General features: G+C 65.4%; 20 protein-coding genes and 2 rRNA genes (1 of these 22 only partly in view). 14 read left to right on the top strand and 8 right to left on the bottom strand.

What is annotated here, in order from left to right:
* Both IG196_RS27485 and rrf read left to right on the top strand, forming a co-directional pair.
* Nucleotides 1–2,785, top strand: a 23S ribosomal RNA gene (locus tag IG196_RS27485) (it extends 91 nt beyond the left edge of the window).
* A gap of 128 nt (nucleotides 2,786–2,913) precedes the next feature.
* Nucleotides 2,914–3,026 (top strand): 5S ribosomal RNA (rrf, locus tag IG196_RS27480).
* Between the two features lie 167 nt (nucleotides 3,027–3,193).
* On the opposite strand, the gene IG196_RS27475 is transcribed toward rrf, so the two are convergent.
* From IG196_RS27475 to hppD, 5 genes are all read right to left on the bottom strand, one after another.
* Nucleotides 3,194–4,141 carry an MBL fold metallo-hydrolase gene (locus IG196_RS27475; RefSeq protein ID WP_225616823.1) on the bottom strand — a complete coding sequence of 316 codons (948 nt, stop codon included), beginning with the start codon at nucleotides 4,139–4,141 and terminating at the stop codon, nucleotides 3,194–3,196.
* Entirely contained in the window at nucleotides 4,134–5,825 is a 1,692-nt protein-coding gene (locus IG196_RS27470) for an AMP-binding protein (RefSeq protein ID WP_192193840.1), read from the bottom strand. Before IG196_RS27470 ends, IG196_RS27475 begins: the two co-directional genes overlap by 8 nt.
* A 127-nt stretch (nucleotides 5,826–5,952) precedes the next feature.
* Nucleotides 5,953–6,825, bottom strand: a complete 873-nt coding sequence (gene phhA, locus IG196_RS27465; RefSeq protein ID WP_192193839.1) for a phenylalanine 4-monooxygenase — start codon at nucleotides 6,823–6,825, stop codon at nucleotides 5,953–5,955.
* Between the two features lie 20 nt (nucleotides 6,826–6,845).
* Nucleotides 6,846–7,658: a transporter substrate-binding domain-containing protein gene (locus IG196_RS27460; protein ID WP_192193838.1), complete on the bottom strand. Its 813-nt coding sequence runs from the start codon at nucleotides 7,656–7,658 to the stop codon at nucleotides 6,846–6,848.
* Nucleotides 7,659–7,687: 29 nt separating this feature from the next.
* The gene (hppD, locus tag IG196_RS27455; protein WP_192193837.1) at nucleotides 7,688–8,815 is read right to left on the bottom strand and encodes a 4-hydroxyphenylpyruvate dioxygenase; all 1,128 of its coding nucleotides are present in this window, start codon (nucleotides 8,813–8,815) and stop codon (nucleotides 7,688–7,690) included.
* Between the two features lie 157 nt (nucleotides 8,816–8,972).
* On the opposite strand from hppD, the gene IG196_RS27450 reads away from it, so the two are divergent.
* From IG196_RS27450 to IG196_RS27425, 6 genes are all read left to right on the top strand, one after another.
* On the top strand, nucleotides 8,973–9,446 hold the full coding sequence (locus tag IG196_RS27450; RefSeq protein WP_099793261.1) for an Lrp/AsnC family transcriptional regulator: 474 nt from the start codon (nucleotides 8,973–8,975) through the stop codon (nucleotides 9,444–9,446).
* A 109-nt stretch (nucleotides 9,447–9,555) separates the two neighbouring features.
* Nucleotides 9,556–10,284, top strand: a complete 729-nt coding sequence (locus tag IG196_RS27445) for a GNAT family N-acetyltransferase (protein WP_101490537.1) — start codon at nucleotides 9,556–9,558, stop codon at nucleotides 10,282–10,284.
* A 192-nt stretch (nucleotides 10,285–10,476) separates the two neighbouring features.
* Entirely contained in the window at nucleotides 10,477–11,355 is an 879-nt protein-coding gene (locus tag IG196_RS27440) for an HlyC/CorC family transporter (protein ID WP_099793257.1), read from the top strand.
* On the top strand, nucleotides 11,355–12,974 hold the full coding sequence (gene lnt / locus IG196_RS27435) for an apolipoprotein N-acyltransferase (protein ID WP_192193836.1): 1,620 nt from the start codon (nucleotides 11,355–11,357) through the stop codon (nucleotides 12,972–12,974). The genes IG196_RS27440 and lnt overlap by 1 nt, the downstream gene beginning before the upstream one ends.
* Before the next feature lie 36 nt (nucleotides 12,975–13,010).
* On the top strand, nucleotides 13,011–14,258 hold the full coding sequence (gene chrA, locus IG196_RS27430; RefSeq protein WP_192193835.1) for a chromate efflux transporter: 1,248 nt from the start codon (nucleotides 13,011–13,013) through the stop codon (nucleotides 14,256–14,258).
* Between the two features lie 111 nt (nucleotides 14,259–14,369).
* A complete protein-coding gene (locus tag IG196_RS27425) occupies nucleotides 14,370–15,440 on the top strand; it encodes an asparaginase (RefSeq protein ID WP_062481776.1) in 1,071 nt (356 codons plus the stop codon).
* Nucleotides 15,441–15,447: 7 nt separating this feature from the next.
* Here the strand turns inward: IG196_RS27425 and IG196_RS27420 are convergent, their stop codons facing one another.
* Genes IG196_RS27420 through IG196_RS27410 form a run of 3 tightly spaced genes read right to left on the bottom strand, consistent with a single transcriptional unit; the run spans nucleotide 15,448 to nucleotide 18,085 of the window.
* A complete protein-coding gene (locus IG196_RS27420) occupies nucleotides 15,448–16,242 on the bottom strand; it encodes a phosphatase PAP2 family protein (protein ID WP_225616822.1) in 795 nt (264 codons plus the stop codon).
* Between the two features lie 50 nt (nucleotides 16,243–16,292).
* Entirely contained in the window at nucleotides 16,293–17,120 is an 828-nt protein-coding gene (locus IG196_RS27415) for a metallophosphoesterase family protein (RefSeq protein WP_192193833.1), read from the bottom strand.
* Nucleotides 17,117–18,085 carry a diacylglycerol/lipid kinase family protein gene (locus tag IG196_RS27410; RefSeq protein WP_192193832.1) on the bottom strand — a complete coding sequence of 323 codons (969 nt, stop codon included), beginning with the start codon at nucleotides 18,083–18,085 and terminating at the stop codon, nucleotides 17,117–17,119. Before IG196_RS27410 ends, IG196_RS27415 begins: the two co-directional genes overlap by 4 nt.
* Before the next feature lie 227 nt (nucleotides 18,086–18,312).
* Here IG196_RS27410 and glyQ point away from each other — a divergent pair, with 227 nt between their 5' ends.
* From glyQ to IG196_RS27380, 6 genes are read left to right on the top strand one after another with little or no spacing between them, the layout of a single operon-like run.
* On the top strand, nucleotides 18,313–19,221 hold the full coding sequence (gene glyQ, locus IG196_RS27405; RefSeq protein ID WP_062481784.1) for a glycine--tRNA ligase subunit alpha: 909 nt from the start codon (nucleotides 18,313–18,315) through the stop codon (nucleotides 19,219–19,221).
* A 15-nt stretch (nucleotides 19,222–19,236) separates the two neighbouring features.
* The gene (gene glyS, locus IG196_RS27400) at nucleotides 19,237–21,369 is read left to right on the top strand and encodes a glycine--tRNA ligase subunit beta (RefSeq protein WP_192193831.1); all 2,133 of its coding nucleotides are present in this window, start codon (nucleotides 19,237–19,239) and stop codon (nucleotides 21,367–21,369) included.
* A gap of 23 nt (nucleotides 21,370–21,392) precedes the next feature.
* Complete coding sequence (locus tag IG196_RS27395) at nucleotides 21,393–21,722, top strand: hypothetical protein (protein ID WP_192193830.1); 330 nt, start codon at nucleotides 21,393–21,395, stop codon at nucleotides 21,720–21,722.
* A complete protein-coding gene (locus tag IG196_RS27390; protein ID WP_192193829.1) occupies nucleotides 21,719–22,255 on the top strand; it encodes a DUF6036 family nucleotidyltransferase in 537 nt (178 codons plus the stop codon). Before IG196_RS27395 ends, IG196_RS27390 begins: the two co-directional genes overlap by 4 nt.
* Nucleotides 22,252–22,830 carry a D-glycero-beta-D-manno-heptose 1,7-bisphosphate 7-phosphatase gene (gmhB, locus tag IG196_RS27385; RefSeq protein WP_192193828.1) on the top strand — a complete coding sequence of 193 codons (579 nt, stop codon included), beginning with the start codon at nucleotides 22,252–22,254 and terminating at the stop codon, nucleotides 22,828–22,830. Before IG196_RS27390 ends, gmhB begins: the two co-directional genes overlap by 4 nt.
* Nucleotides 22,830–23,609: a lysophospholipid acyltransferase family protein gene (locus IG196_RS27380; protein WP_192193827.1), complete on the top strand. Its 780-nt coding sequence runs from the start codon at nucleotides 22,830–22,832 to the stop codon at nucleotides 23,607–23,609. The genes gmhB and IG196_RS27380 overlap by 1 nt, the downstream gene beginning before the upstream one ends.
* Nucleotides 23,610–23,632 lie beyond the last annotated feature (23 nt).

The raw sequence follows: 23,632 nt of genomic DNA, 5'->3' as shown, positions 1-23,632 counted from the left end.
AATTAGCTTTGATCCGGAGATTTCCGAATGGGGAAACCCACCTGCAAAGGTATCGCATGATGAATACATAGTCATGCGAGGCGAACCGGGTGAACTGAAACATCTCAGTAGCTCGAGGAAAAGACATCAACCGAGATTCCGAAAGTAGTGGCGAGCGAAATCGGAAGAGCCTGTTAGTGATAGCACAAGACATAACGGAACAGCTTGGAAAGGCTGGCCATAGCGGGTGATAGCCCCGTACGTGAAATGACCTGTGTGGTACTGAGCTAACGACAAGTAGGGCGGGACACGAGAAATCCTGTCTGAATATGGGGGGACCATCCTCCAAGGCTAAATACTCATCATTGACCGATAGTGAACTAGTACCGTGAGGGAAAGGCGAAAAGAACCCCGGGAGGGGAGTGAAATAGATCCTGAAACCGCGTGCTTACAAAAAGTAGGAGCCTCGTAAGGGGTGACTGCGTACCTTTTGTATAATGGGTCAGCGACTTACATTCAGTGGCAAGGTTAACCGAATAGGGAAGCCGTAGAGAAATCGAGTCCGAATAGGGCGATCAGTCGCTGGGTGTAGACCCGAAACCAAGTGATCTATCCATGGCCAGGATGAAGGTGCCGTAACAGGTACTGGAGGTCCGAACCGACTAGTGTTGCAAAACTAGCGGATGAGCTGTGGATAGGGGTGAAAGGCTAAACAAACTTGGAAATAGCTGGTTCTCTCCGAAAACTATTTAGGTAGTGCCTCAAGTATTACCATCGGGGGTAGAGCACTGTTTTGGCTAGGGGGTCATGGCGACTTACCAAACCAAGGCAAACTCCGAATACCGATGAGTACAGCTTGGGAGACAGAGCACCGGGTGCTAACGTCCGGACTCAAGAGGGAAACAACCCAGACCGCCAGCTAAGGTCCCTAAAATTGGCTAAGTGGGAAACGAAGTGGGAAGGCTAAAACAGTCAGGATGTTGGCTTAGAAGCAGCCATCATTTAAAGAAAGCGTAATAGCTCACTGATCGAGTCGTCCTGCGCGGAAGATGTAACGGGGCTAAGCCAGTTACCGAAGCTGCGGATTTGCAATTTATTGCAAGTGGTAGGAGAGCGTTCTGTAAGCCTGTGAAGGTGCGTTGTAAAGCGTGCTGGAGGTATCAGAAGTGCGAATGCTGACATGAGTAGCGTTAAAGGGGGTGAAAAGCCCCCTCGCCGTAAGCGCAAGGTTTTCTACGCAACGTTCATCGGCGTAGAGTGAGTCGGCCCCTAAGGCGAGGCAGAGATGCGTAGCTGATGGGAAACAGGTCAATATTCCTGTACCGATTGTTAGTGCGATGTGGGGACGGATCTTAATAGGTCATCCAGTTATTGGATTATTCTGGTTTAGTTGGATGTAGGCGTGCATTAGGCAAATCCGGTGCACATATACCGAGGCCAACGATCGAGCGGACTTGTCCGTGAAGTGACTGAACGAGGTTCCAGGAAAAGCCACTAAGCTTCAGCTAACAACGACCGTACCGCAAACCGACACTGGTGCGCGAGATGAGTATTCTAAGGCGCTTGAGAGAACTCAGGAGAAGGAACTCGGCAAATTGACACCGTAACTTCGGAAGAAGGTGTGCCCTATTAGTGTGTAGTGAACAACGAAGCATGAATGGGTTGCAAAAAATCGGTGGCTGCGACTGTTTATTAAAAACACAGCACTCTGCAAACACGAAAGTGGACGTATAGGGTGTGACGCCTGCCCGGTGCTGGAAGATTAAATGATGGGGTGCAAGCTCTTGATTGAAGTCCCAGTAAACGGCGGCCGTAACTATAACGGTCCTAAGGTAGCGAAATTCCTTGTCGGGTAAGTTCCGACCTGCACGAATGGCGTAACGATGGCCACACTGTCTCCTCCTGAGACTCAGCGAAGTTGAAATGTTTGTGATGATGCAATCTCCCCGCGGAAAGACGGAAAGACCCCATGAACCTTTACTGTAGCTTTGTATTGGACTTTGAACAGATCTGTGTAGGATAGGTGGGAGGCTTTGAAGCAGGGTCGCTAGATCTTGTGGAGCCAACGTTGAAATACCACCCTGGTGTGTTTGAGGTTCTAACCTAGGTCCATTATCTGGATCGGGGACAGTGCATGGTAGGCAGTTTGACTGGGGCGGTCTCCTCCCAAAGCGTAACGGAGGAGTTCGAAGGTACGCTAGTTACGGTCGGACATCGTGACGATAGTGCAATGGCATAAGCGTGCTTAACTGCGAGACTGACAAGTCGAGCAGATGCGAAAGCAGGACATAGTGATCCGGTGGTTCTGTATGGAAGGGCCATCGCTCAACGGATAAAAGGTACTCTGGGGATAACAGGCTGATACCGCCCAAGAGTTCATATCGACGGCGGTGTTTGGCACCTCGATGTCGGCTCATCTCATCCTGGGGCTGTAGCCGGTCCCAAGGGTATGGCTGTTCGCCATTTAAAGAGGTACGTGAGCTGGGTTTAAAACGTCGTGAGACAGTTTGGTCCCTATCTTCCGTGGGCGCTGCAGATTTGAGGAAGCCTGCTCCTAGTACGAGAGGACCGGAGTGGACACACCTCTGGTGTATCGGTTGTCACGCCAGTGGCATTGCCGAGTAGCTAAGTGTGGAAGAGATAACCGCTGAAAGCATCTAAGCGGGAAACTCGTTTCAAGATGAGATCTGCCGGGGCCTTGAGCCCCCTAAAGAGTCGTTCAAGACCAGGACGTTGATAGGTCAGGTGTGGAAGCGCAGTAATGCGTTAAGCTAACTGATACTAATTGCTCGTGCGGCTTGACCCTATAACTTTGATCAATCTGATCAAGGTGTTATGCCAAGTTGACGCATTCAAAATAATTCGCCAAAAGCTGATTCCAAACTCTATGAATTCGTTTGATTGATCGTGTGATCAGTCAGACAACCCTTTATGCCTGATGACCATAGCGAGTTGGTACCACTCCTTCCCATCCCGAACAGGACAGTGAAACGACTCAGCGCCGATGATAGTGCGGGTTCCCGTGTGAAAGTAGGTCATCGTCAGGCTCTTACAGCCCAGAAAACCCCAGTCAGCAATGACTGGGGTTTTTTGCTTTGCGCGCTGCGAAAAGAAAAAAGAACTTGCAAAGCACGAGTAAGCGAATGGACAGACAAAGAAAAAGCGCCAACTCGAAAGAGATTGCGCTTTTTTATTGGGACAAAACAACCGCTGATCAAGCGTTGCGAACCCCCAAAGCATCGGATTGCGCTGCACCAACCGCAATCAGCTCCGACAGCAACTCCCCAGTTAGAGCTGCCAACGTCTCATCCGCAAAGAATCGAGCCCGGATCCGCTCGAAATACGGTGTCCCGCCAAGCCACGCCCCCCACTCAGCGTGCGACACCGCATGCAGCTCCAGCAGCTTGAACTTCATCAGCACCTTCATCGCATGACGCGCGTGCTTCACCGGGTCTCGCTGCAAGCCAGTTAAACGCTTGCGTGCCGTATGCAAGGCTCGGTCGACGTCGACAAAGATTCCTCCATGACCAGGAATCACCTGACGCGGCGATAACTTCTCGATCAGATCGAGCGTTGCCGCGATATCTCCGAACGAAGGCTCGCCCATCAGTTCAGGAAAGGCGATGCCAAACCCGTTTTCCCAGAGCGCATCCGCTGAAATCAGCGTCCGCGACACCGGTTCGAACAGGATCACCGAGTGCGGATCGTGGCCCGGAGCCCCGTGCACTTGCCACGCGCTGTCTCCCAACAGGCATTCAGTGCCTGGCTCGAGCAACCCGGTGAAGCCAAAACGCGGGCAACTCTGCCCCGTCGCAAGAAAACTCAGACCTTGCGCATCCCATCGCTCGACCAGCGCCGCCTCTCCAGGGGGAATGTCCGTCTGCATCGATGGGTAGCGCTCCTGCAATGCCGCGTTCCCCCCGCAGTGGTCGCTGTGCAGATGCGTGTTCAGCACCCGATCGAGCGGACGCTCTCCCAACGCAGACTCCACCAGCGCCAGCGTCTGGTCGGCATGCGTGGCATACCCCGTGTCGACCAGCGCCGTTTCCTCCGCTCCGGTGAACAGGATGTTGTTCGACGACAGCCAGCCCCGCTCGAACACGACGACATTCGCCGGCAGTCCGGCGCTGGCTTCCCCGTGCTGTCCCACCCGGTCAGGCACCGGCGCTGGTGCGCAACTCGCGCCGCAGGATCTTCCCCACGTTGGTCTTGGGCAGCGACTCGCGGAACTCGATGTGCTTCGGCCGCTTGTAGCCGGTGAGCTGCCCGTTGCAGTACTGGAGCACGGCATCTTCCGTCAGCGTCGGGTCCCTGCGGACCACGAAGACCTTGATGGCTTCGCCTTGCTTTTCGTCCGGCACGCCGACGGCCGCGCATTCGACCACCCCCGGGCACAGCGAGATCACGTTCTCCAGCTCGTTGGGGAACACGTTGAAACCGCTCACGAGGATCATGTCCTTCTTGCGATCGACGATGCGGCTGTAGCCGTCTTCCTGCATCACGGCGATGTCGCCGGTACGCATGAAGCCGTCGGCCGTGAAGGCGGCGGCCGTCTCGGCGGGCTGGTTGTAGTAGCCGGTCATCACGTTCGGCCCCTTGATGCAGAGCTCGCCCGCCTGACCGATCGGCAGCGATTGGCCTTCATCGTCCTTGATCGCGATCTCAATGCTCGGCAACGGCAGGCCGATGGTGCCCGTGAACTTCGTATTCGACACCGGGTTGTTGGTGCCGATCGCGCAGGTCTCGCTCATGCCCCAGCCTTCGATCATCGGGCAGCCTGTGGCTTCGAACCACTTGCGCGCCGTGCCTTCGGACGCGGCCATGCCGCCAGCCTGCGACACGAACAGCGTGGAGAAGTCGACCGTCTTGAACTCCGGGTGCATCAGCAGCGCATTGAACAAGGTGTTCACCGCCGGCAGCATGTGGAAGGGCCGCTTCTTCAGCACCGCGACGAACTTGTTGAAGTCGCGCGGGTTCGGAATCAGCGTCATGTGCGAGCCCTGGCGGATCACCAGCAGGCACAGCGTCAGCGCGAAGATGTGATACAGCGGCAGCGCCGCGATGCTGTTGACCTTCGCCAGGTCGCCTGCCCGCGACAGCGCCGGTGTGAACCAGGCTTCGGCCTGCAGCGTGGCGGCCACGATGTTGCGATGGGTCAGCACCGCGCCCTTCGACAGCCCGGTGGTGCCGCCCGTGTACTGCAGGAAGGCGATGGAATCGAGCGTGCTCTGGTCGGGCCCGAGCGTGCGTCCGCGGCCTTCGGCAATCGCCTGCTTGAACGGCGTGACCGTGCGGCCTTCGCTCAAGGGCAGCTTGTAAGGCGGCACCATCTTGGCCAGGTGGCGCACGGCCACCGTGATCCACGTGCCGTACAGCCCGCCGAGCAGATCGCCCATCGCGGTCATCACCACGTGCTTGATCGGTGTGCGCTCGATCACCTGCTCGAGCGTGGCAGCAAAGTTTTCGAGGATGACGATGGCCGTGGCGCCGGAGTCCTTGAGCTGATGCTCTAGTTCGCGCGCCGTGTACAGCGGATTGACGTTGACGCAGGTGTAGCCCGCGCGCAGCACGGCACACATCGTGACCGCGAACTGCGGCACGTTGGGCAGCATGATCGCCACCCGTGCACCTGGCTCGAGGCCCCGCGACTGCAGCCAGGCGCCCATCGCTTTCGAGAGCGTGTCGAGTTCGCCGTACGACATCCACCGCTCCATGCAGACGGAGAACGGCCGGTCTTTGTAGCGGCCGAAAGCCTCGTCGAACATGTGAGGCAGGGAGCGGTACTGCTCCGGGTGAATCTCGTGCGGCACGCCGGCCGGATAGTTCTGTTGCGCGGATGTCTGCATGCAAGCTCCTTTGGCGCGGATTGTGGGAGCCAATGCCTCCCACCCGCCAGCGGGCTTGTCCTAGGGGCGCATGCCGGGTGTCGCGCAGGCGATAGCCGCCGTGCGCGCCCGGGTCACGCAGATGCGATCAGGCGTTGCCCGATTCGCCCGGCAGCAGCACGCCGGCCGGGATGTCGGGCTCCACTTCGAGTGCGCGGTACAGCGGCGTGAAGTCGGGTGCCGTGAGATCGAAGAGCTGCGCGAAGTTCTCGATCACGAAGTAGTTGGCCTGGTACGTGTCGATCTTGTATTGCGTGCGCATGGTGCGCAGCAGGTCGAGCGGGAGGCGGTGCGGCTCGGGGCTGCGCACCGCGTGCTGCAGCTCGCCGACCGAACTCAGGATGCCGGCGCCGTACGCGCGCAGGCCCTCGGGCTGGCGGATCAGGCCGAACTCGACCGTGTACCAGTACAGCCGCGCCAGCTTCTCGCCGGCGCCCAGCTCGTGCGCCTTCATGCCGCCTTGACCGTAGCGCTGCACATAGTCGGCGAAGGTCGGGTCGAACAGCATCGGCACGTGGCCGAACAGGTCGTGGAACACGTCGGGCTCGACGATGTAGTCGAACTCTTCGGGCTTGCGGATCCAGTCGGTCACCGGGAACTTGCGGTTCGCCAGCAGCGTGAAGAAGGGCAGTTCAGGTATCAGCCCCGGCACCGCGACGATCTCCCAGCCGGTGGCGCGGTGCAGGCGCTCGTTGAGTTCGTCGAAGCGCGGGATGCGGTCCTTCACGCCGAGCAGCGGCAGCGCCTGGATGAAGGCGTCGCAGGCCAGGCCCGGCAGCTGCGCGGCCTGGCGTTCGTACAGCCGCTTGTAGGTGTCGTGGTCGGCCGCCGTGTAGCTGGCCCAGTCCTGCGGGCAGGTGTAGTCGGCTTGCACCGAACCGCCGCGCGAGTAGTCGCCGCGCGGCGGGCGATCGGATGCGCCATAGACGGCGGGAGTGACAACGGCGGCGGGGGTATCCATGGGGCGTTCGGTTTCTCGGGTTATTTGAGCCAGCGGTCCATCACGCGCTGGAAGTCGCCGCCGGCTTGCTGCAGGTGCAGCCATTGGTCGACATACGATTTGAAAGCCACGTCGTCGCGCGGCAGCATCCAGGCCATCTCGCCGTACTGCAGCGGCTTGTCGGGGTTCACCGCGCACAGCCCGGGCTTGAGCTTCTGCTGCGTGATGGCCTCGGCCGATTCGGTGACGAACACGTCGGCGCGGTTGGCCAGGATCTCGTCGAAGATCGTGACGTTCTCGCCGTGCAGCGTGAGCTTGGCTTGCTTGAAATTGGTGCGGGCGAAGCGTTCATTGCTGCCGCCCGGGTTGAAGATCACGCGGGTCGACGGCTGGTCGATGGCCGCCACGCTCTGGTACTTGGCCACGTCGGCGCAGCGCGCGATGGGCGTCTTGCCATTGACCATGTACGGCGCGCTGAAGAAGGCACGCTTCTGGCGGTCGGTGGTCACCGACACGCCGCCCACGGCGATGTCGCATTTGCCCGCGGCCAGGTCGGGCAGCAGGTTGGCCCAGGTCGTCTTGACCCACTCGGGCTTGGCGCCGAGGCTGGCGCTGAAGCCCGCCATCAGGTCGACGTCGATGCCTTCGAACGAGGCGTCAGCCTTCTGGAAGCTGAAGGGCCGGTAGTCGCCCGGCGTGCAGATGCGCAGCACCGCCGCCTTTTGCACCGTGTCCAGGTGCGAGGCGCCCGGGCCGGCCGCGGGCGGCGCCGAGGCGCAGCCCGAGAGCACGACCGCAGCGGCGGCTGCCGCGACAAAGGAAGTGACGACAGTCGAAGAAGACGCGTGGCGCATGCCGGGCTCCAGGGCAGTGGTGAAGCGCCTTATTTTGCGGCGCTCAGCACGCCGCGGCGCATCTGGTCGAGCTCGATGCTCTCGAACAGCGCCTTGAAGTTGCCGTTGCCGAAGCCGTCGTCGCCCTTGCGCTGGATGAACTCGAAGAAGATCGGGCCCAGCTGGTTCTCACTGAAGATCTGCAGCAGCAGTGCGTCCTTCTTGCCGTCGATCAGGATCTTGCGTTTCTTCAGCTCGGCCACGCTTTCGCCGTGCTCGGGAATGCGCTTGTCGATCAGCTCGTAGTACGTGTCGATGGTGTCCAGCAGCGTCACGCCGTTGGCGCGCAGCGCGTCGACGCTCTCGTACAGATTGTCCGAGCCCATGGCGATGTGCTGGATGCCCTCGCCCTTGTACATGTCCAGGTACTCCTGGATCTGGCCGGCCTGTTCCTTGCCTTCTTCGTTGATCGGGATGCGGATCTTGCCGCAGGGGCTGGTCATCGCCTTGCTCTTCACGCCCGTGACCTGGCCTTCGATGTCGAAGTACTTCACTTCGCGGAAGTTGAAGAGCTTCTCGTAGAAGTTGGCCCACACGTCCATGCGGCCGCGGTACACGTTGTGCGTCAGGTGGTCGATGTAGGTCAGGCCGTTGCCCTTGCGCGTGAGTGCGTCCTGCGACGACACGCCCGGCAGCGCCTCGAAGTCCACGTCGTAGAAGCCGATGTTGCCGATGTCGCCCGGCTGCGCGCCGTTCTTGCCGGGCCAGCGGTCCACCAGGTAGATCAGGCTGTCGCCGATGCCCTTGATGGCGGGAATGTTCAGCTCGCCCGGGCCGGCCTTGTCGGCAAAGCCCCAGGCGCCCAGCGCGGTGGCGCGCTCGTAGGCCTGCTTGGCGTCCTGCACGCGGAAGGCGATGGCGCACACGCTCGGGCCGTGCTCACGCGCGAAACGCTGGGCGAACGAATCGGGCTCGGCGTTCAGGATGAAGTTGATCGTGCCCTGGCGGTACAACAGCACGTTCTTGTGGCGGTGCTTGGCGATGGCCACGAAGCCCATGCGCTCGAACACCTGGCCCATCGCGACCGGATCGGGTGCCGCGTATTCGATGAATTCGAAACCGTCGGTGCCCATCGGGTTCTCCCAGGGCGTGAAGGCGGGGGCGTCGGTGTGGCTCATGGGTGCTGTCTCCGAAAAGTGGGGAAAGTTGTGCTGAAAGGAAAACAAAGGCCCGGATTCGGGGCGTGCTGCACTGTAGGTCGGAAGGCTTTCAGGTTTTCTGCGTTTCTGGGCGCCTTTGATGGCCATGGCGCAGTAAAACTGCAAAAATGGCGAAATGGAAGCACTCGACAAGATTGATCGACTCATTTTGCGCATGCTGCAAGCAGACGGCCGCGCCACCTACGACCAGATCGCCGAGCAGGTCAGCCTGTCGCCCAGCGCCGTGCTGCGGCGGGTCAAGCGGCTCGAAGAGCACAAGGTCATCGACCGCTACGTGGCCCTGGTCCAGCCTGAGGCGGTCGGCCTGGGCCTTACCGCCTACCTGAACGTGCGGCTCGAAAAGCACACCGAAAGCCACAAGCGCAACCCCATGGACCTGTTCCGCGCCAGCGTACAGACCTGGCCCGAGGTGGTCGAGTGCGCCGCGCTCACCGGCGACATGGACTACCTGCTGCGCGTCGTGGTGGCCGACATGGCGCACTACAGCCGCTTCATCATGGACACCCTGCTGAAGCACCCCAGCGTCCAAGACTGCAAGACCAGCTTTGTGCTCGATCGTGTCAAAGCCACAACATCTGTGCCCGTTTAACCACAATTTGGTTGCGTAAAGACCACGGACTCTGGTATCGAGTCACGAATGCGTCCAGAAAGTGTCCTGACGGGCTTGGTAATTAAGGGAAAACCCTTACATTCGAACCATGCTTACCGCCAAGACCCTCCTCAAAGCGTCTCTCGGCCTCGGCTCTTTCCTGAAGGCGCCGATGGTTGAAGCGCAGCCGCGCGCCGTCAGCGCGCCACCGCCCGTCATGGTGCCGATCCGCTCGATCGGCCCGCGCGAACGCGAACGCATCGCGCGCCACCTGCTCGACCTGACCCCGCACGACCGCTACCTGCGCTTCGGCTACGCCGCGGCCGACGAGCAGGTCCTGCGCTATGTCGAAGGGCTGGACTTCGACCGCGACGAACTGTTCGGCATCTACAACCGCCGCCTCGACCTGATCGCGATGGCGCACGTGGCCTACGCGCCCGACGACCAGCACAGCGACTGCGCCGAGTTCGGCGTGTCCGTGTCGGCGCACGCCCGCGGCCGTGGCTACGGGGCGCGCCTGTTCGAGCGTGCCGTGGTGGCCGCGCGCAACGAAGGCGTGGGCATGCTCTTCATTCATGCGCTGAGCGAAAACGCGGCCATGCTCAAGATCGCCCGCAACGCCGGCGCCACCGTGGTGCGCAGCGGCTCGGAGTCGGAAGCGCATCTGCAGCTGCCCACCGCCACCTTCGACAGCCGCATGAGCGAGATCGCGCTGGAGCACTACGCCGCCGTCGATTTCGCACTCAAGAGCCGCGCCAAGCAGTTCTGGGCCTTCCTCGCGAGCGTGCAGGAAGTGCGCAGCGGCATGCGCGACGCGCGCAGCAAATCTGCACCATAACTGTTGGCCCCCCGGCTTTTCACTTCGCTTCGCTGCGTGTAATTCGCCACCCCCCGAGGGGGAGGCGCGGCTCGCCTTGGGGCGGCCCGGCGGCGGCCGCCTGGGCGGTGTTCTTGCCTTGGCAAACGTCAAGGTAGAGCCTGTCATGCGCAATCCGTTATCCTTGCCTTTCTTCAACTTCGCCCTCCCGCAGTGGCCGACCCTCACCCTGAACGCGCTCCCGTTGAACGGGAAGACAAGCGTGGCTTTCTCCAGAAGCTCGCCGAATTCATCCACCCCGGCCCCGATTCACGCGACGAGCTGATCGAAACCCTCGCCGATGCCGAGGACAACGAGGTGATCGGCGCCGAATCGCGCGTGATGCTCGAAGGCGTGCTGCGCATGGCCGACATGACCGCCGGTGACGTGATGGTCGCCGCCCCGCGCATGGACCTCGTGAACATCGACGCGCCCTTCGACGCGTTGCTGCACTCGGTGATCCAGACCGCGCACTCGCGCTTTCCGGTCTACGAGGGTGAAAAAGAAAACATCATCGGCATCCTGCTCGCGAAAGACCTGCTCAAGCTGCAGCGCGCGCCGGGCCTGAACATTCGCGCCTTGCTGCGTCCGGCCACCTTCGTGCCCGAGAGCAAGGGCCTGAACGACCTGCTGCGCGAGTTCCGCGGCAACCGCAACCACCTGGCCATCGTCATCGACGAGTTCGGCCGCGTGGCGGGCCTCATCACCATCGAAGACGTGCTCGAGCAGATCGTCGGCGAGATCGAAGACGAGTTCGACATCGCCGAAGACGAGGGCGACATCTTCGGCCTGGCCGACCACACCTACCGCGTCTCGGGCGACACGCCCATCGAGCGCGTGGCCGAGGCCTTCGGCATCGTCTTCAACGAAGAACAGCTGAGCGAAGACTTCGACACCATCGGCGGGCTCATCGCGCACGAGATGGGCCACGTGCCCAAGCGCGGCGAGCACCACGCCATCGGCGGCTTCGACTTCGTCGTGCTGCACACCAAGGGCGGCGCGGTGCGCTGGTTCCGGGTGTCGCCGGCGCGCGGCGGCGACGCGGCCGACTGATGCCGGCGCCCGCAGCAGCGGCCCCGGCCCGCGTCTCGCCTTCTTCTTCCCCTTCCTCCGCCGCCAGCGGTTTCTTGCGCCTGCTCGGCTTCGGCTTGGCGGGCGTCGCGCAGGCCCTGTCCATCGCATGGCCGGGCGACGGCCGCCCGCTGTGGTGGCTGCAGCTGCTGTCGCTGGCCGGGCTGGTCTGGTTGCTCGACGGCCTGCGTGCGCAGGGCGCGGGCTGGCGCCGCGCCGGCCTGCACGGCTGGGTGTTCGCGACCGCGTGGCTCACCGGCAGCTTCTGGTGGCTCTTCATCTCGATGCACACCTACGGCGGGCTGCCGGCGCCGCTGGCGGTGATCGCCGTGCTCGCGCTGGCCGCGGCGCTGGCGCTCTATTACGCCGTGGCCTGTGCCTGGTTCGTGGTGCGCGGGCCGGCGGGGCGCATCGCGGGCGCTTTCGTGTTCGCGGCGCTGTGGACGCTGGCCGAGCTCGTGCGCGGCAGCTGGTTCACCGGCTTTCCCTGGGGCGCGGGCGGCTATGCCCATGTCGATGGCCCGCTGGCCGCGCTGGCGCCGTGGGTTGGCGTGTACGGCATCGGCGCGGCGGCGGCACTGGCCGTGGCGCTGGTCGCGCGGCGCCTGCCGCTGCGTGGCGTGGTGCCGACGGCGCTGGCAGCGGTGCTGCTCGCCGCGGTCTTTGTGCTGCCCAACCTGGTCTCGCCGCTCCCCGCCGACGCGCGCGGTGCGCAGGGTAGCGCCGGCACGCTGCAGGTCGCGCTGCTGCAGGGCAACATCCCGCAGGACGAAAAATTCATTCCGGGCGGCGGCATCGAAACCGCGCTGCGCTGGTACGCCGAACAGCTGCGTGATGCCAAGGCCCAGCTCGTGGTCACGCCCGAAACGGCGCTGCCGCTGCTGCCGCGCCAGCTGCCCGCCGGCTACCTCGACGCGATCCAGGAACGCTACGGGCAGCCGGGCACGCAGCAAGCCGCCATCGTCGGCCTGCCGCTCGGCGACGGGCCGGGCACGTACCGCAATGCCGTGCTGGGTTTCCAGCCCGGCGCGACGCAGCCCTTCACCTACAGCAAGCACCACCTCGTGCCCTTCGGCGAGTTCATTCCGCCGGGCTTTCGCTGGTTCATCCGCATGATGAGCATCCCGCTCGGCGACTTCGAGCGCGGCGGGCTCGCGCAGGCGCCTTTCGTCTGGCTGGGCCAGCGCATCGCGCCCAACATCTGCTACGAAGACTTGTTCGGCGACGAGATCGGCGCGAACTTCCGCGACGAGGCCACGGCGCCGACCATCCTGCTCAACGTCAGCAACATCGCCTGGTTCGGGGATTCGATCGCCATCGACCAGCACCTGGCCATCTCGCGCATGCGCGCGCTCGAGTTCGCGCGGCCGATGGTGCGCTCGACCAACACCGGCGCGACCGTGGTGATCGACGCCGCAGGCCGCGTCACGCACCAGCTGCCGCGCCTCACGCGCGGCGTGCTCGAGGCGCCAGTCGAAGGCCGTCGCGGGCTCACGCCCTTCGCGCGCTGGGTGGCGCCGTTCGGCCTGTGGCCGCTGTGGATCGCAGCGCTCGCGATCGTCGCGCTGGGCGCGGTCTTCTTCCGGCCTGGTCGGCGCTGAGTCGCACCGGCGGATGCGCGTTCGGAGTCGTCGTCCATGAAGCACCACCACCGCCTCAAGCCTGCCGCACCACCCGCTGTTGAGGGCGCCGGCGCCCTCCGTGCCAGAGGCCCGGTGCTCGAAGTCTTCCTCGCCTTCCTCGCGCTCGGCCTGACCTCCTTCGGCGGACCGGTGGCGCACCTCGGCTACTTCCGCGCGGAGTTCGTGGAGCGCCGCAAGTGGCTCGACGACAAGAGCTATTCCGACCTCGTGGCGCTGTGCCAGTTCTTGCCCGGGCCCGCGAGCAGCCAGGTCGGCATCGCGCTGGGGCTCGGCCGCGCGGGCTGGGGCGGGGCGCTGGCGGCGTGGCTCGGGTTCACGCTGCCTTCTGCCGTGGCGCTCATCCTTTTCGCGGCCGGTGTCACGCATTGGGCGGCCTTGGCGCAATCGGGCGCGGTGCACGGATTGAAGGTCGTCGCAGTGGCCGTCGTCGCGCAGGCGGTGTGGGGCATGGCGAAGTCGCTGTGCCCCGACCGGTTGCGCGCGGGCGTGGCCATCGTCGCGGCGCTGTTGGTGCTCGCGGTGCCCTCGGCCATCGGGCAGATCGTCGCCATCGTCGCCGGGGGCGTCGTCGGCCGGTGGGCGCTGCAGCTGGGACCCCTTCCCGCGGCGCAGCACCGTGACCACGGCGTGAGCAAGTCGACGGGTGCCGCGCTGCTGGGCTTGTTCGCCGTCCTGCTCGTCGCACTGCCGATGCTGGCCGCGGCGACGGAGTGGCCGGCGCTGTCCGTCATCGCGTCCTTCTACCGGTCGGGCGCGCTGGTGTTCGGCGGCGGGCACGTCGTGCTGCCGTTGCTGCAGGCGGGCGTGGTGCCGACGGGACTGGTCTCGAACGACGTGTTCCTGGCCGGCTACGGCGCAGCCCAGGCCGTGCCGGGGCCCTTGTTCACGTTCGCGGCTTTCCTCGGCGCTGCCATGCCGGGGCCGTTCGGTGGCTGGGTGGGCGGCGTGGCGCTGCTGCTGGCCATCTTCCTGCCGGCCTTCCTGCTGGTGGCCGGTGCGCTGCCGTTCTGGGAGACGCTGCGCCAGCGCGACGGCGTCCAGCGCGCGATGGCGGGCGTGAACGCGGCGGTCGTCGGCGTGCTGCTCGCTGCGCTCTACGACCCGGTGTGGACGAGCGCGATCCACTTCAAGGCCGATTTCGGGCTGGCGCTGGCCGCATTTGGCTTGCTGGTCTACGCGCGCTTGTCGCCGGTGTGGGTCGTCGGGCTGGCGGCGTTCGCCGGCTGGCTGCTGGCCCTCTAAGGGCGGCGCATGACCGCATGCCATGCCGGCATGCAGCGGCATGGCATGCGGGCATGGTTCATGTATCTTCCTCGCCGCCTCGAGAAATCATCCTCAAACCAAGGAGTCCGTATGTACTTTTCTACCCATTTCCGTGCCTTCGCGGCCGGTGCCGCGTTGCTCGCGGCCAGCGCGCTCGCGCAGGCCCAGCAGGCACTGCCCAACGTGGTGATCCTGGCGACCGGCGGCACCATCGCCGGTGCCGGCGCATCGGCCGTCAACAGCGCAACCTACGCGGCCGCCAAGGTCGGCGTCGAGAAGCTGATCGCCGGCCTGCCCGAGCTGGCCAAGGTCGCGAACGTGCGCGGCGAGCAGGTGTTCCAGGTGGCCTCGGAAAGCCTCACCAACGACAACCTGATGACGCTGGCCAAGCGCGTCTCGGCGCTGTCCAAGCAGTCGGACGTCGATGGCATCGTCATCACCCACGGCACCGACACGCTGGAAGAAACCGCCTACTTCCTGACGCTCACCGTGCACACCAACAAGCCGATCGTGGTGGTCGGTTCGATGCGTCCGGGTACGGCCCTGTCGGCCGACGGTGCACTCAACCTGTACGACGCGGTGAACGTGGCGGGCAGCAAGGACGCGATGGGCAAGGGCGTGCTCGTGACGATGGGCGACAACATCGACACCGGCCGCGACGTGAGCAAGAACGTCAACATCAAGACCAGCGCGTTCTCCAGCCAGTGGGGCCCGCTGGGCATGATCGTCGAGGGCAAGAACTACTGGTTCCGCGCGCCTGTGAAGCGCCACACCACGAACTCGGAGTTCAACATCGACACCATCACCGCGCTGCCGCCGGTCGAGATCGCCATGGGCTACGAAGGCGTGTCGTCGGTGGCCATCGACGCGATCGCCAAGAGCGGCGCCAAGGCGCTGATCCACGGCGGCACGGGCAATGGCTCGGTGGCCGACCGCATCGTGCCGAACCTGCAGAAGGCGCGCACCGACGGCGTGATCGTCATTCGCAGCTCGCGCGTGCCCGACGGCTTCGTGATCCGCAATGCCGAGCAGCCCGACGACAAGTACGACTGGGTGGTGGCGCACGACCTGCGCCCGCAGAAGGCGCGCATCCTGGCGATGGTCGCTCTGACCAAGACCAACAACACCAAAGAGCTTCAGCGCATCTTCTGGGAATACTGATCGACGGTCAGCGCGCGGTGCGGCGTTTGCGGTGCCGCGCGTACTCCAGGCTGCTCACGCACACGAGCAGCCAGCCCAGGCCGGTCAGCAGGCCGGCCGCGACATCGCTCGCGAAGTGCACCTGCAGGAAGATCCGGCTGCAGGCGATGGTGACGATGGCCGCCACCGCGGCCATGGAGGCCGGCACATGCCAGCGCGCCGGCAGCAGCCGCAGCGCCAGATACAGCAGCATCCCGTAGCTCACGATCGCGCCCGCGCTGTGGCCGCTCGGAAAGCTGAAGCTCGTCTCCAGCGCCAGCCCGTGGTCATGCACCGGCCGGGCCCGCGCAAAGATGTGCTTGAGCGCGGGGTTCAGCACCACGATGCCGCCGAGCGCGATCACCCAGCCCAGTGCCAGCCCGCGGTGCGCGTTGCGCCACAGCAGCAGCGCGACCACCCCGCACACGGGCGCGAGCAGTTGCGCATCGCCCAGGTGCGTGAGCCAGCTGAAGCTCACGAGCGCACCCCAGGGCACGTGGGTGCCGATGGCGTCGGCGAGCGCCTGGTCGGCGCGGCCCATGGTGCGGCCGTCGCCGAGGTGCGAGGCGATCCAGGCGACCAGCACCGCCGCCGCGAGGATCAGCACGAAGCCCAGGCCCAAACCGAGCGCCAGGCGCGATTCATCGGGCTCGCCGGTGTCAGGCAAAGGATGGCGCCGCTGCAGCATCCGGCACGTGAGGCCGGCGCCGAGCACCGACACGGCCAGTGCAAGCGCGAACCAGGCCAGGGCGTGTTCGCCCAGCTGTTGTGCGAGAAGAACCAAGGGGGAAGAAGAAAGAAGAAGAGTGTCCGCAGGAGGCATGCGGCGCAACCCTAAGGGCCCGCCGCGCGGCTGGCAAGCGGAAGCCGTAACAGGTCAACGGGCATGAAGGCCTTGTCGACCGCCGAGTGGTCCCAGCGTTCGACCACGCAGACGCGCTGTGCGCCGTCGCCGGACGCTTCCGTGCGCAGCACGTTCACCGAATTCGGCGCGTCCCAGCGCACGCGCGTCGACACCGCGGTGCCGGCCTGCACCGCCCAGGCCGTCGGCGGGCAGCCCTGAAAGTGCTCGTCCAGCGGGCGCACGAAAGGCAGGTGGATGTGGCCGCCGACGATCAGGTCGGCGCCCGCTACCGTCCAGCGCGCGACCGCCGCCTCGCGCCCGTGCAGCCGGTTCTGCCGGTCTTCAGGCCGCGTCACCAGCACCGGCTGGTGCGTCACGACCACGCGCACCTGCCGGGGCGTGGCGCTCGCCAGCCGGGCCACGACGCGCTCGACCTGCGCGAGCGACACCTCGCCGTCCTCGTGCCGGTACCAGCGCGTCGTGTTGACCGTGACCACCAGCCAGTCGTCGCAGGCGAACACCGGTTCCAGGTCGGTGCCGAAGGCTTCTGTGTAGCGGCCGTAGGGCGAGAAGACGCGTGCCGCCAGCTGGAACAGCGGGATGTCGTGGTTGCCCGGAATGGCGACCACCGGCGCCGCGAGCCGGTCGGCAAAAGCGCGCGCCGCCGCGAACTGGCGGCGCGTGGCGCGCTGCGTGATGTCGCCCGACAACAGCACCGCCTGCGGTGCCAGCGCGTGCGCGAGGCGCTCGAGCGCCTGCAGCACCTCGGGCTGCTCGGTGCCGAAGTGCGGGTCGGACACTTGCAGCAGGCAGCTCATGGCCGCGCCGCCTCCAGCTCGGGCGCGCTGTCGGGCCGCACCAGCCACAGCGGGTCGGGCGCCACGCGGAACAGCAAGGGCATGTCGACCCAGTCGATCTCGCCGTCGGTGGCGATCTTCGCGCGGCGCGGCGTGCGCAGCCGGCCGGCCTTCACCGTCATCGACTCGAAGGGGAAGCTCAGCACCTCGTCGGCGTCGCCCAGCCGCCCGAGCGCGCCGCGCACCAGCAGCCCCGGCATCGCCAGCAGGCCGACCGGCTTGAGCGCCACCGCGGTCAGCTGGCCCTGCTCGGGCGCCTCGGCGTGGTCGACGCCCGCCTGCATCAGCTGCAGCGGGTTGTTGCCCACGAACAGCGTGGGCGTGCGGATGTCGCGCTCGTGGCCATGCGAGGCGATGCGCAACTGCCAGTGGCGATGGCGCCCGCGCAGCACGGTCAGCAGGCCCGAGTAGAAGGCGATCCAGCGGTGGCGGCCGAAGCGTGCCTTGTGGGTTTCGCGCTCCTCCAGCAGGTCGGCATACAGGCCCATGCTGGCGTTGACCAGGAACACGCGGTCGTTCACCAGCCCCACCTGCACGGGCCGCGGCTGTTGTGTCAGCAATACCTGCAGCGCCTGCGCCGTGTCGCGCGGGATGCCGTGGGTGCGGCTGAAATAGTTGAAGGTGCCCTGCGGCAGCACGCCGAAGGGGCAGCCGCTGCCGAGCGTGGCCTGGGCCACCGCGTTGATGGTGCCGTCGCCGCCCGCGGCCACCACCACGCCGCCCACGGCCCGGGCGCGCTCGACCGCTTCGCGCGCCAGCGCCTGCACGCGGCCGGGGCCGTCCACGAGGAACACGCGGTGCCGGCGGCCGTCGGCGGCAAAGGCCTCGTCGATGACCTGCCGGGCCTGCGCGGCGCTCTCGCTGCCGGAGCCGGCGTTGAGCACGATGAAAAAAGGAGTGTCGGGGCCGATGTGGGGCGGTGCCATGCAGTGAGAGAGGGGGAAAGCGCAGGAAAGTGCCGAAAGCGGCGGGAAACGCAAAAAAGCGCGCGGAGCCGGGCTTTGTCCCACGCCCGCGCGGGCTGTTGCGGCAGCCGGCATCCCGAGCGGCTGTGGGAGAGTTGCCCTCCCACGAACGTAAAATCGTCCGCTTTCGCGGCCTGTGCCGCGCCACCGTCCCGTCCAATGTCCGGCCCCCGACGCCGGCCAGCTTCATGTTGACCTTCCAGCAAATCATTCTCAAACTGCAGTCGTACTGGGCCGACAAGGGCTGTGCGCTCCTGCAACCGTACGACATGGAAGTGGGCGCAGGCACCTCGCACACCGCCACCTTCCTGCGCGCGCTCGGCCCCGAGCCCTGGAAGGCCGCCTACGTGCAGCCCAGCCGCCGCCCCAAGGACGGCCGCTACGGCGAGAACCCCAACCGCCTGCAGCACTACTACCAGTACCAGGTCGTGCTCAAGCCCGCGCCCAGCAACATCCTCGAGCTCTACCTCGGCAGCCTCGAGGCCCTGGGCTTCGACCTGAAGAAGAACGACATCCGCTTCGTCGAGGACGACTGGGAGAACCCCACGCTCGGCGCCTGGGGCCTGGGTTGGGAGGTGTGGCTCAACGGCATGGAGGTGACCCAGTTCACCTACTTCCAGCAGGTCGGCGGCATCGACTGCAAGCCCATCACCGGCGAGATCACCTACGGCCTGGAGCGCCTGGCCATGTACCTGCAGGGCGTGGACAACGTCTACAACCTCACCTGGACCGACGGCCTGAGCTACGGCGACGTCTACAAGCAGAACGAGGTCGAGCAGTCGACCTACAACTTCGAGCACAGCGACGCCGAGTTCCTCTTCACCGCCTTCGCCGCGCACGAAAAGCAGGCCAAGCACCTCATGACCGAGCAGCTCGCGCTGCCGGCCTACGAGCAGGTGCTCAAGGCTGCCCACAGTTTCAACCTGCTCGACGCGCGCGGTGCCATCAGCGTGACCGAGCGCGCGGCCTACATCGGCCGCATCCGCAACCTCGCGCGCAGCGTGGCGCAGAGCTACTACGACAGCCGCGAGCGCCTGGGCTTCCCGATGGCCCCGCGCGAATGGGTTGCGCAGATGCCCCCGAAGAAAGCCGCCTGAGCGATGACGACCCCCATGAACAAGAACTCCCTCCTGGTCGAACTGTTTGTCGAAGAGCTGCCGCCCAAGGCGCTGAAGAAGCTCGGCGAAGCCTTTGCCGGCGTGCTGCGCGACCAGCTCGTGGCGCAAGGCCTGGCCGAAGCCGGCTCGGTGCTCACGCCCTACGCGTCACCGCGCCGCCTGGCTGCGCACCTCACGCACGTGGCCGAGCGCGCCGCCGACAAGGCCGTGTCGCAAAAGCTCATGCCCGTGGCCGTGGGGCTCGATGCCTCGGGCCAGCCCACGCCCGCGCTGCTCAAGCGCCTGGCCGCCCTCGGCGCCGACGCCTCGGCCGTGCCGGGCCTCAAGCGCGCCATGGACGGCAAGGCCGAAGCCCTGTTCTACGAAAGCACCGCCAAGGGCGCGACGCTGGCCGAAGGCCTGCAGAAGGCGCTGGCCGAAGCCATCGCCAAGCTGCCGATCCCGAAGGTCATGAGCTACCAGCTCGAAAGCGGCTGCGAAATGCCGGGCTGGAGCAGCGTGAGCTTCGTGCGCCCCGCGCACGGCCTCGTGGCGCTGCATGCCGACACCGTGGTGCCCATCGAGGCGCTGGGCCTGAAGGCCGGCCGCGAAACGCACGGCCACCGCTTTGAAGCAGCGATCGACCCCGTGGTGCTGCGCGATGCCAACAGCTACGCGCTGCAACTGCAGGACGACGGCGCCGTCATCGCGAGTTTTGAAGCGCGCCGCGCCGAAATCGCACGCCAGCTCGCAGCGGCTGCGGTCAAGGTCGGCGGCGGCTCGGTGCCGATCCACGACGACGCGCTGCTCGACGAAGTCACGGCGCTGGTCGAACGCCCCAACGTGCTGGTCTGCAGCTTCGAGCCGGAGTTTCTCGAAGTGCCGCAGGAGTGCCTCATCCTCACGATGAAGGCCAACCAGAAGTACTTTCCGCTGCTCGACGCGTCGAGCAAACTCACGAACAAGTTCCTCGTCGTCAGCAACATCACGCCCGACGATGCGAGCGCGGTCATCCAGGGCAACGAGCGCGTCGTGCGCCCGCGCCTGGCCGACGCCAAGTTCTTCTTCGACCAGGACCGCAAGAAATCGCTGGCCTCGCGCGTCGAGTCGCTTGGCAAGGTGGTCTATCACAACAAGCTTGGCACGCAGGGCGAACGCGTGCAGCGCGTGATGCACATCGCGCGCGGCATTGCCGAAAAGCTCGGCGACGCCACGTTGGCCGCGCAAGCAACCCAGGCCGCTCAGTTGGCCAAGGCCGACCTCGTGACCGACATGGTCGGCGAGTTCCCCGAGCTGCAGGGCACCATGGGCCGCTACTACGCGCTGCACGACGGGCTCGACGCCGCGGTGGCCGATGCCATCGAAGACCACTACAAGCCGCGCTTCGCCGGCGACGAGCTGCCGCGCAACAGCGTGGGCCTCGCGGTCGCGCTGGCCGACAAGCTCGAGACGCTGGTCGGCATGTTCGGCATCGGCAACCTGCCCACCGGCGACCGCGACCCGTTCGCGCTGCGCCGCCACGCGCTGGGCGTGATCCGCATGCTGATCGAGAAAGACCTCGCGCTGGGGCTCGACGCCCTGCTGCAGGACGCCGCCGCGCAGTTCAGCGCCATCGACGGTTTCGACAGCAGCAAGGCCACGGTCGAGCTGCGCGACTTCATCCTCGACCGCCTTGCCGGCAGCCTGCGCGAGCAGGGCGCCAGCGCCCAGGAAGTCGATGCCGTGCTGGCCCCGCTGCCGCAGCGCCTGGGCGAAGTGCCCAAGCTGCTGGCGGCCGTGCGCGCCTTCGCCGCACTGCCCGCAGCCGCCGCGCTGGCCGCCGCCAACAAGCGCATCGGCAACATCCTGAAGAAGGCGCCCGAAGCCGACGCCCACGTCAGCGAGCTGCTGCTGCAGGAGCCCGCCGAGAAGGCGCTGCACGCTGCCATGGCGCAGGTCGTGCCCGCTGCCAACGCCCAGTTCGACGCGGGCGACTACACCGGCTCGCTGCAGACGCTGGCCGCGCTGCGCGAACCGGTCGATGCGTTCTTCACGGACGTGATGGTGAATGCCGAGCAGGCCGACCTGCGGCTGAACCGCCTGGGCCTGCTGATGTCACTGCACGCCGCGATGAACCGCGTCGCGCAGCTCGAGCGGCTGGCTGTCTGAGCAGGGCCATTCGATAATCAGCCATGAACCGCCAGCAGCAACTCGACCAGTTTTCGCTCGCCCTGCATCGGCGCGCGATGGCGGCGTTGCACCTGGACCCGGCGCAGCGCGAGCGCGCCCGTCAGACGTTGGCGCGTTGGCGCCAGCAGTCGGGCGAGACGCGCTCTGATGTTCTGTGGAACGAATGGGAGCAGTTGCTGGCCTCAGACCTCGAGGTGCTGACGCGCGCCGCGCTCGACGACTCCGAGCACGGCCAGCTGATGCGCAGCGTGTCGCCGCTCGGCGTGCTCGTTTCGCAGGCCGAGCGGATGACCTTGCTGCAGCAGGCGCGCGAAGAGGTCGCCGTCCCATGAAGCTGGAAGAACTGCAGCACGTGCTGCGCGCTTCGGCGGCGATTGCCGAGGAGAACTCCTTCGTGGTCGTGGGCAGCCAGGCGGTGCTGCTGCTGCTGGAGCAGCCGCCTGAAGCCTTGCTCGTGTCCCGCGAGATCGATCTCTACCCGGCGCTTCATCCGGAGCGTGCCGACCTGATCGACGGCGCCATCGGCATGCATTCGAGCTTTCACGAGACCTTCGGCTACTTCGCCGACGGTGTCGGTCCCGAAACCGCCGTGATGCCGGCCGACTGGATGACCCGCGCCAGCCTGCACTACATCGGCGACGTCACGGCCATCTGCCCGGACCTGCACGACCTCGTCGTCTCGAAGTGCGTGGCGGGCCGTGAGAAAGACGCCGACTTCGTGCGCGAACTGCTGAAGCACCAGCTGGTGTCGGCGACGACGCTGGCAGAACGCATCGCCATGCTCGATGCCTCGAAGTACCCGCTGCCCACGCTGGTCGCATGGGTGGAGCGGCGCAAGCTCGAGTCTGAAAGGCCGACCCCATGAAGCTCGTCATCCTCGACCGCAACGGCACGATCAACGTGCACCGCGAAGATTTCGTCAAGAGCGACATCGAGTGGACGCCGCTGCCCGGTGCGCTCGAGGCCGTGGCGCGGCTCAACCATGCGGGCTGGCACGTGGTGGTCGCGTCGAACCAGTCGGGCCTGGGCCGCGGGCTGTTCGACATGGCTTCGCTCAACGCCATGCACGCCAAGATGCACAAGATGCTCGCGGCCGTGGGCGGCAAGGTGGATGCGGTGTTCTATTGCCCGCACAGCCCCGACGAGGGTTGCGACTGCCGCAAGCCCAAGGACGGGCTGTTCCTTCAGATCGGCGACCGCTTCGGCATCGACCTGAAGGGCGTGCCGACCGCGGGCGACAGCCTGCGCGACCTGCAGGCCGGCGCGTCCGCCGGCTGCGAACCGCACCTGCTGCTCACGGGCATGGGCGCGGCCTGCCGCGGGGTTCACCCGCTGCCTCCCGAATATCCGGCGGACACGAGGGTGCATGACGACCTCGCCGCCTTTGTCGATTTCTTGCTTGCGCGCGAAGCGCGGGCTGCACTGCAGGTGGCTGTCTGATGGCGTTTATCCGTTCCGTTCTCCACGCCCTGTGGATGCTTGTCACCGTGGTGCCTTGGGGCATCATCATGTGCGTCTGTTCGCTCTGGAAGCGTGGCATTCCGCTGTACTGGATGGCCGAGCGATGGCTCAGCTGGGCCATCGGTGGTGCGCGCGTGCTGCTGGGCATCAAGACCCGCGTGACCGGCATGGAAAACCTGCCGACCGACCAACTCGCCGGCGCGGTGCTGCTGGTGAAGCACCAGTCCACGCTCGAGACTTTCCTCATGCCCACGCTGATGCCTCACCCGCTGGCCTTCGTTTTCAAGAAGGAGCTCATCTACGTGCCGTTCTTCGGCTGGGCGATGGCGCGGCTGGACATGATCCACATCGACCGCAGCCAGCGCGCGCAGGCGTTCAACAAGGTGGTGAACCAGGGCCGCAAGCTGCTCGCGCAGGGCATCTGGATCATCATGTTCCCAGAAGGCACGCGCATTCCGCGCGGCCAGAAGGGCACCTACAAGAGCGGCGGCACGCGCCTGGCCTGCGAAACCGGCGTGCCCGTGATCCCGATCGCGGTGACCTCGGCCAAGGTCTGGCCACGCAAGGCCTTCGTGAAGTGCCCCGGCGTGGTCGACGTGTCGATCGGGCCGGCGATCTCGAGCGTGGGTCGCAAGCCCGACGAGTTGATGCGCGAAGTCGAAGCCTGGATCGAGGCCGAGATGCGTCGTCTCGATCCTGAGGCGTACAGCGACGGCGCGGTGCAGCCGCAGCAGACGTTGCCGAGCGAGGCGGGCTGACACGCCTGCCTCAGAGCGAGCCC

It is taken from the genome of Variovorax sp. 38R (assembly GCF_014843395.1).
Classification (GTDB): Bacteria; Pseudomonadota; Gammaproteobacteria; order Burkholderiales; family Burkholderiaceae_C; genus Variovorax; species Variovorax paradoxus_H.
Note: the sequence above shows the minus strand (reverse complement) of the source record. Positions and strands in the feature narration are given on the sequence as shown.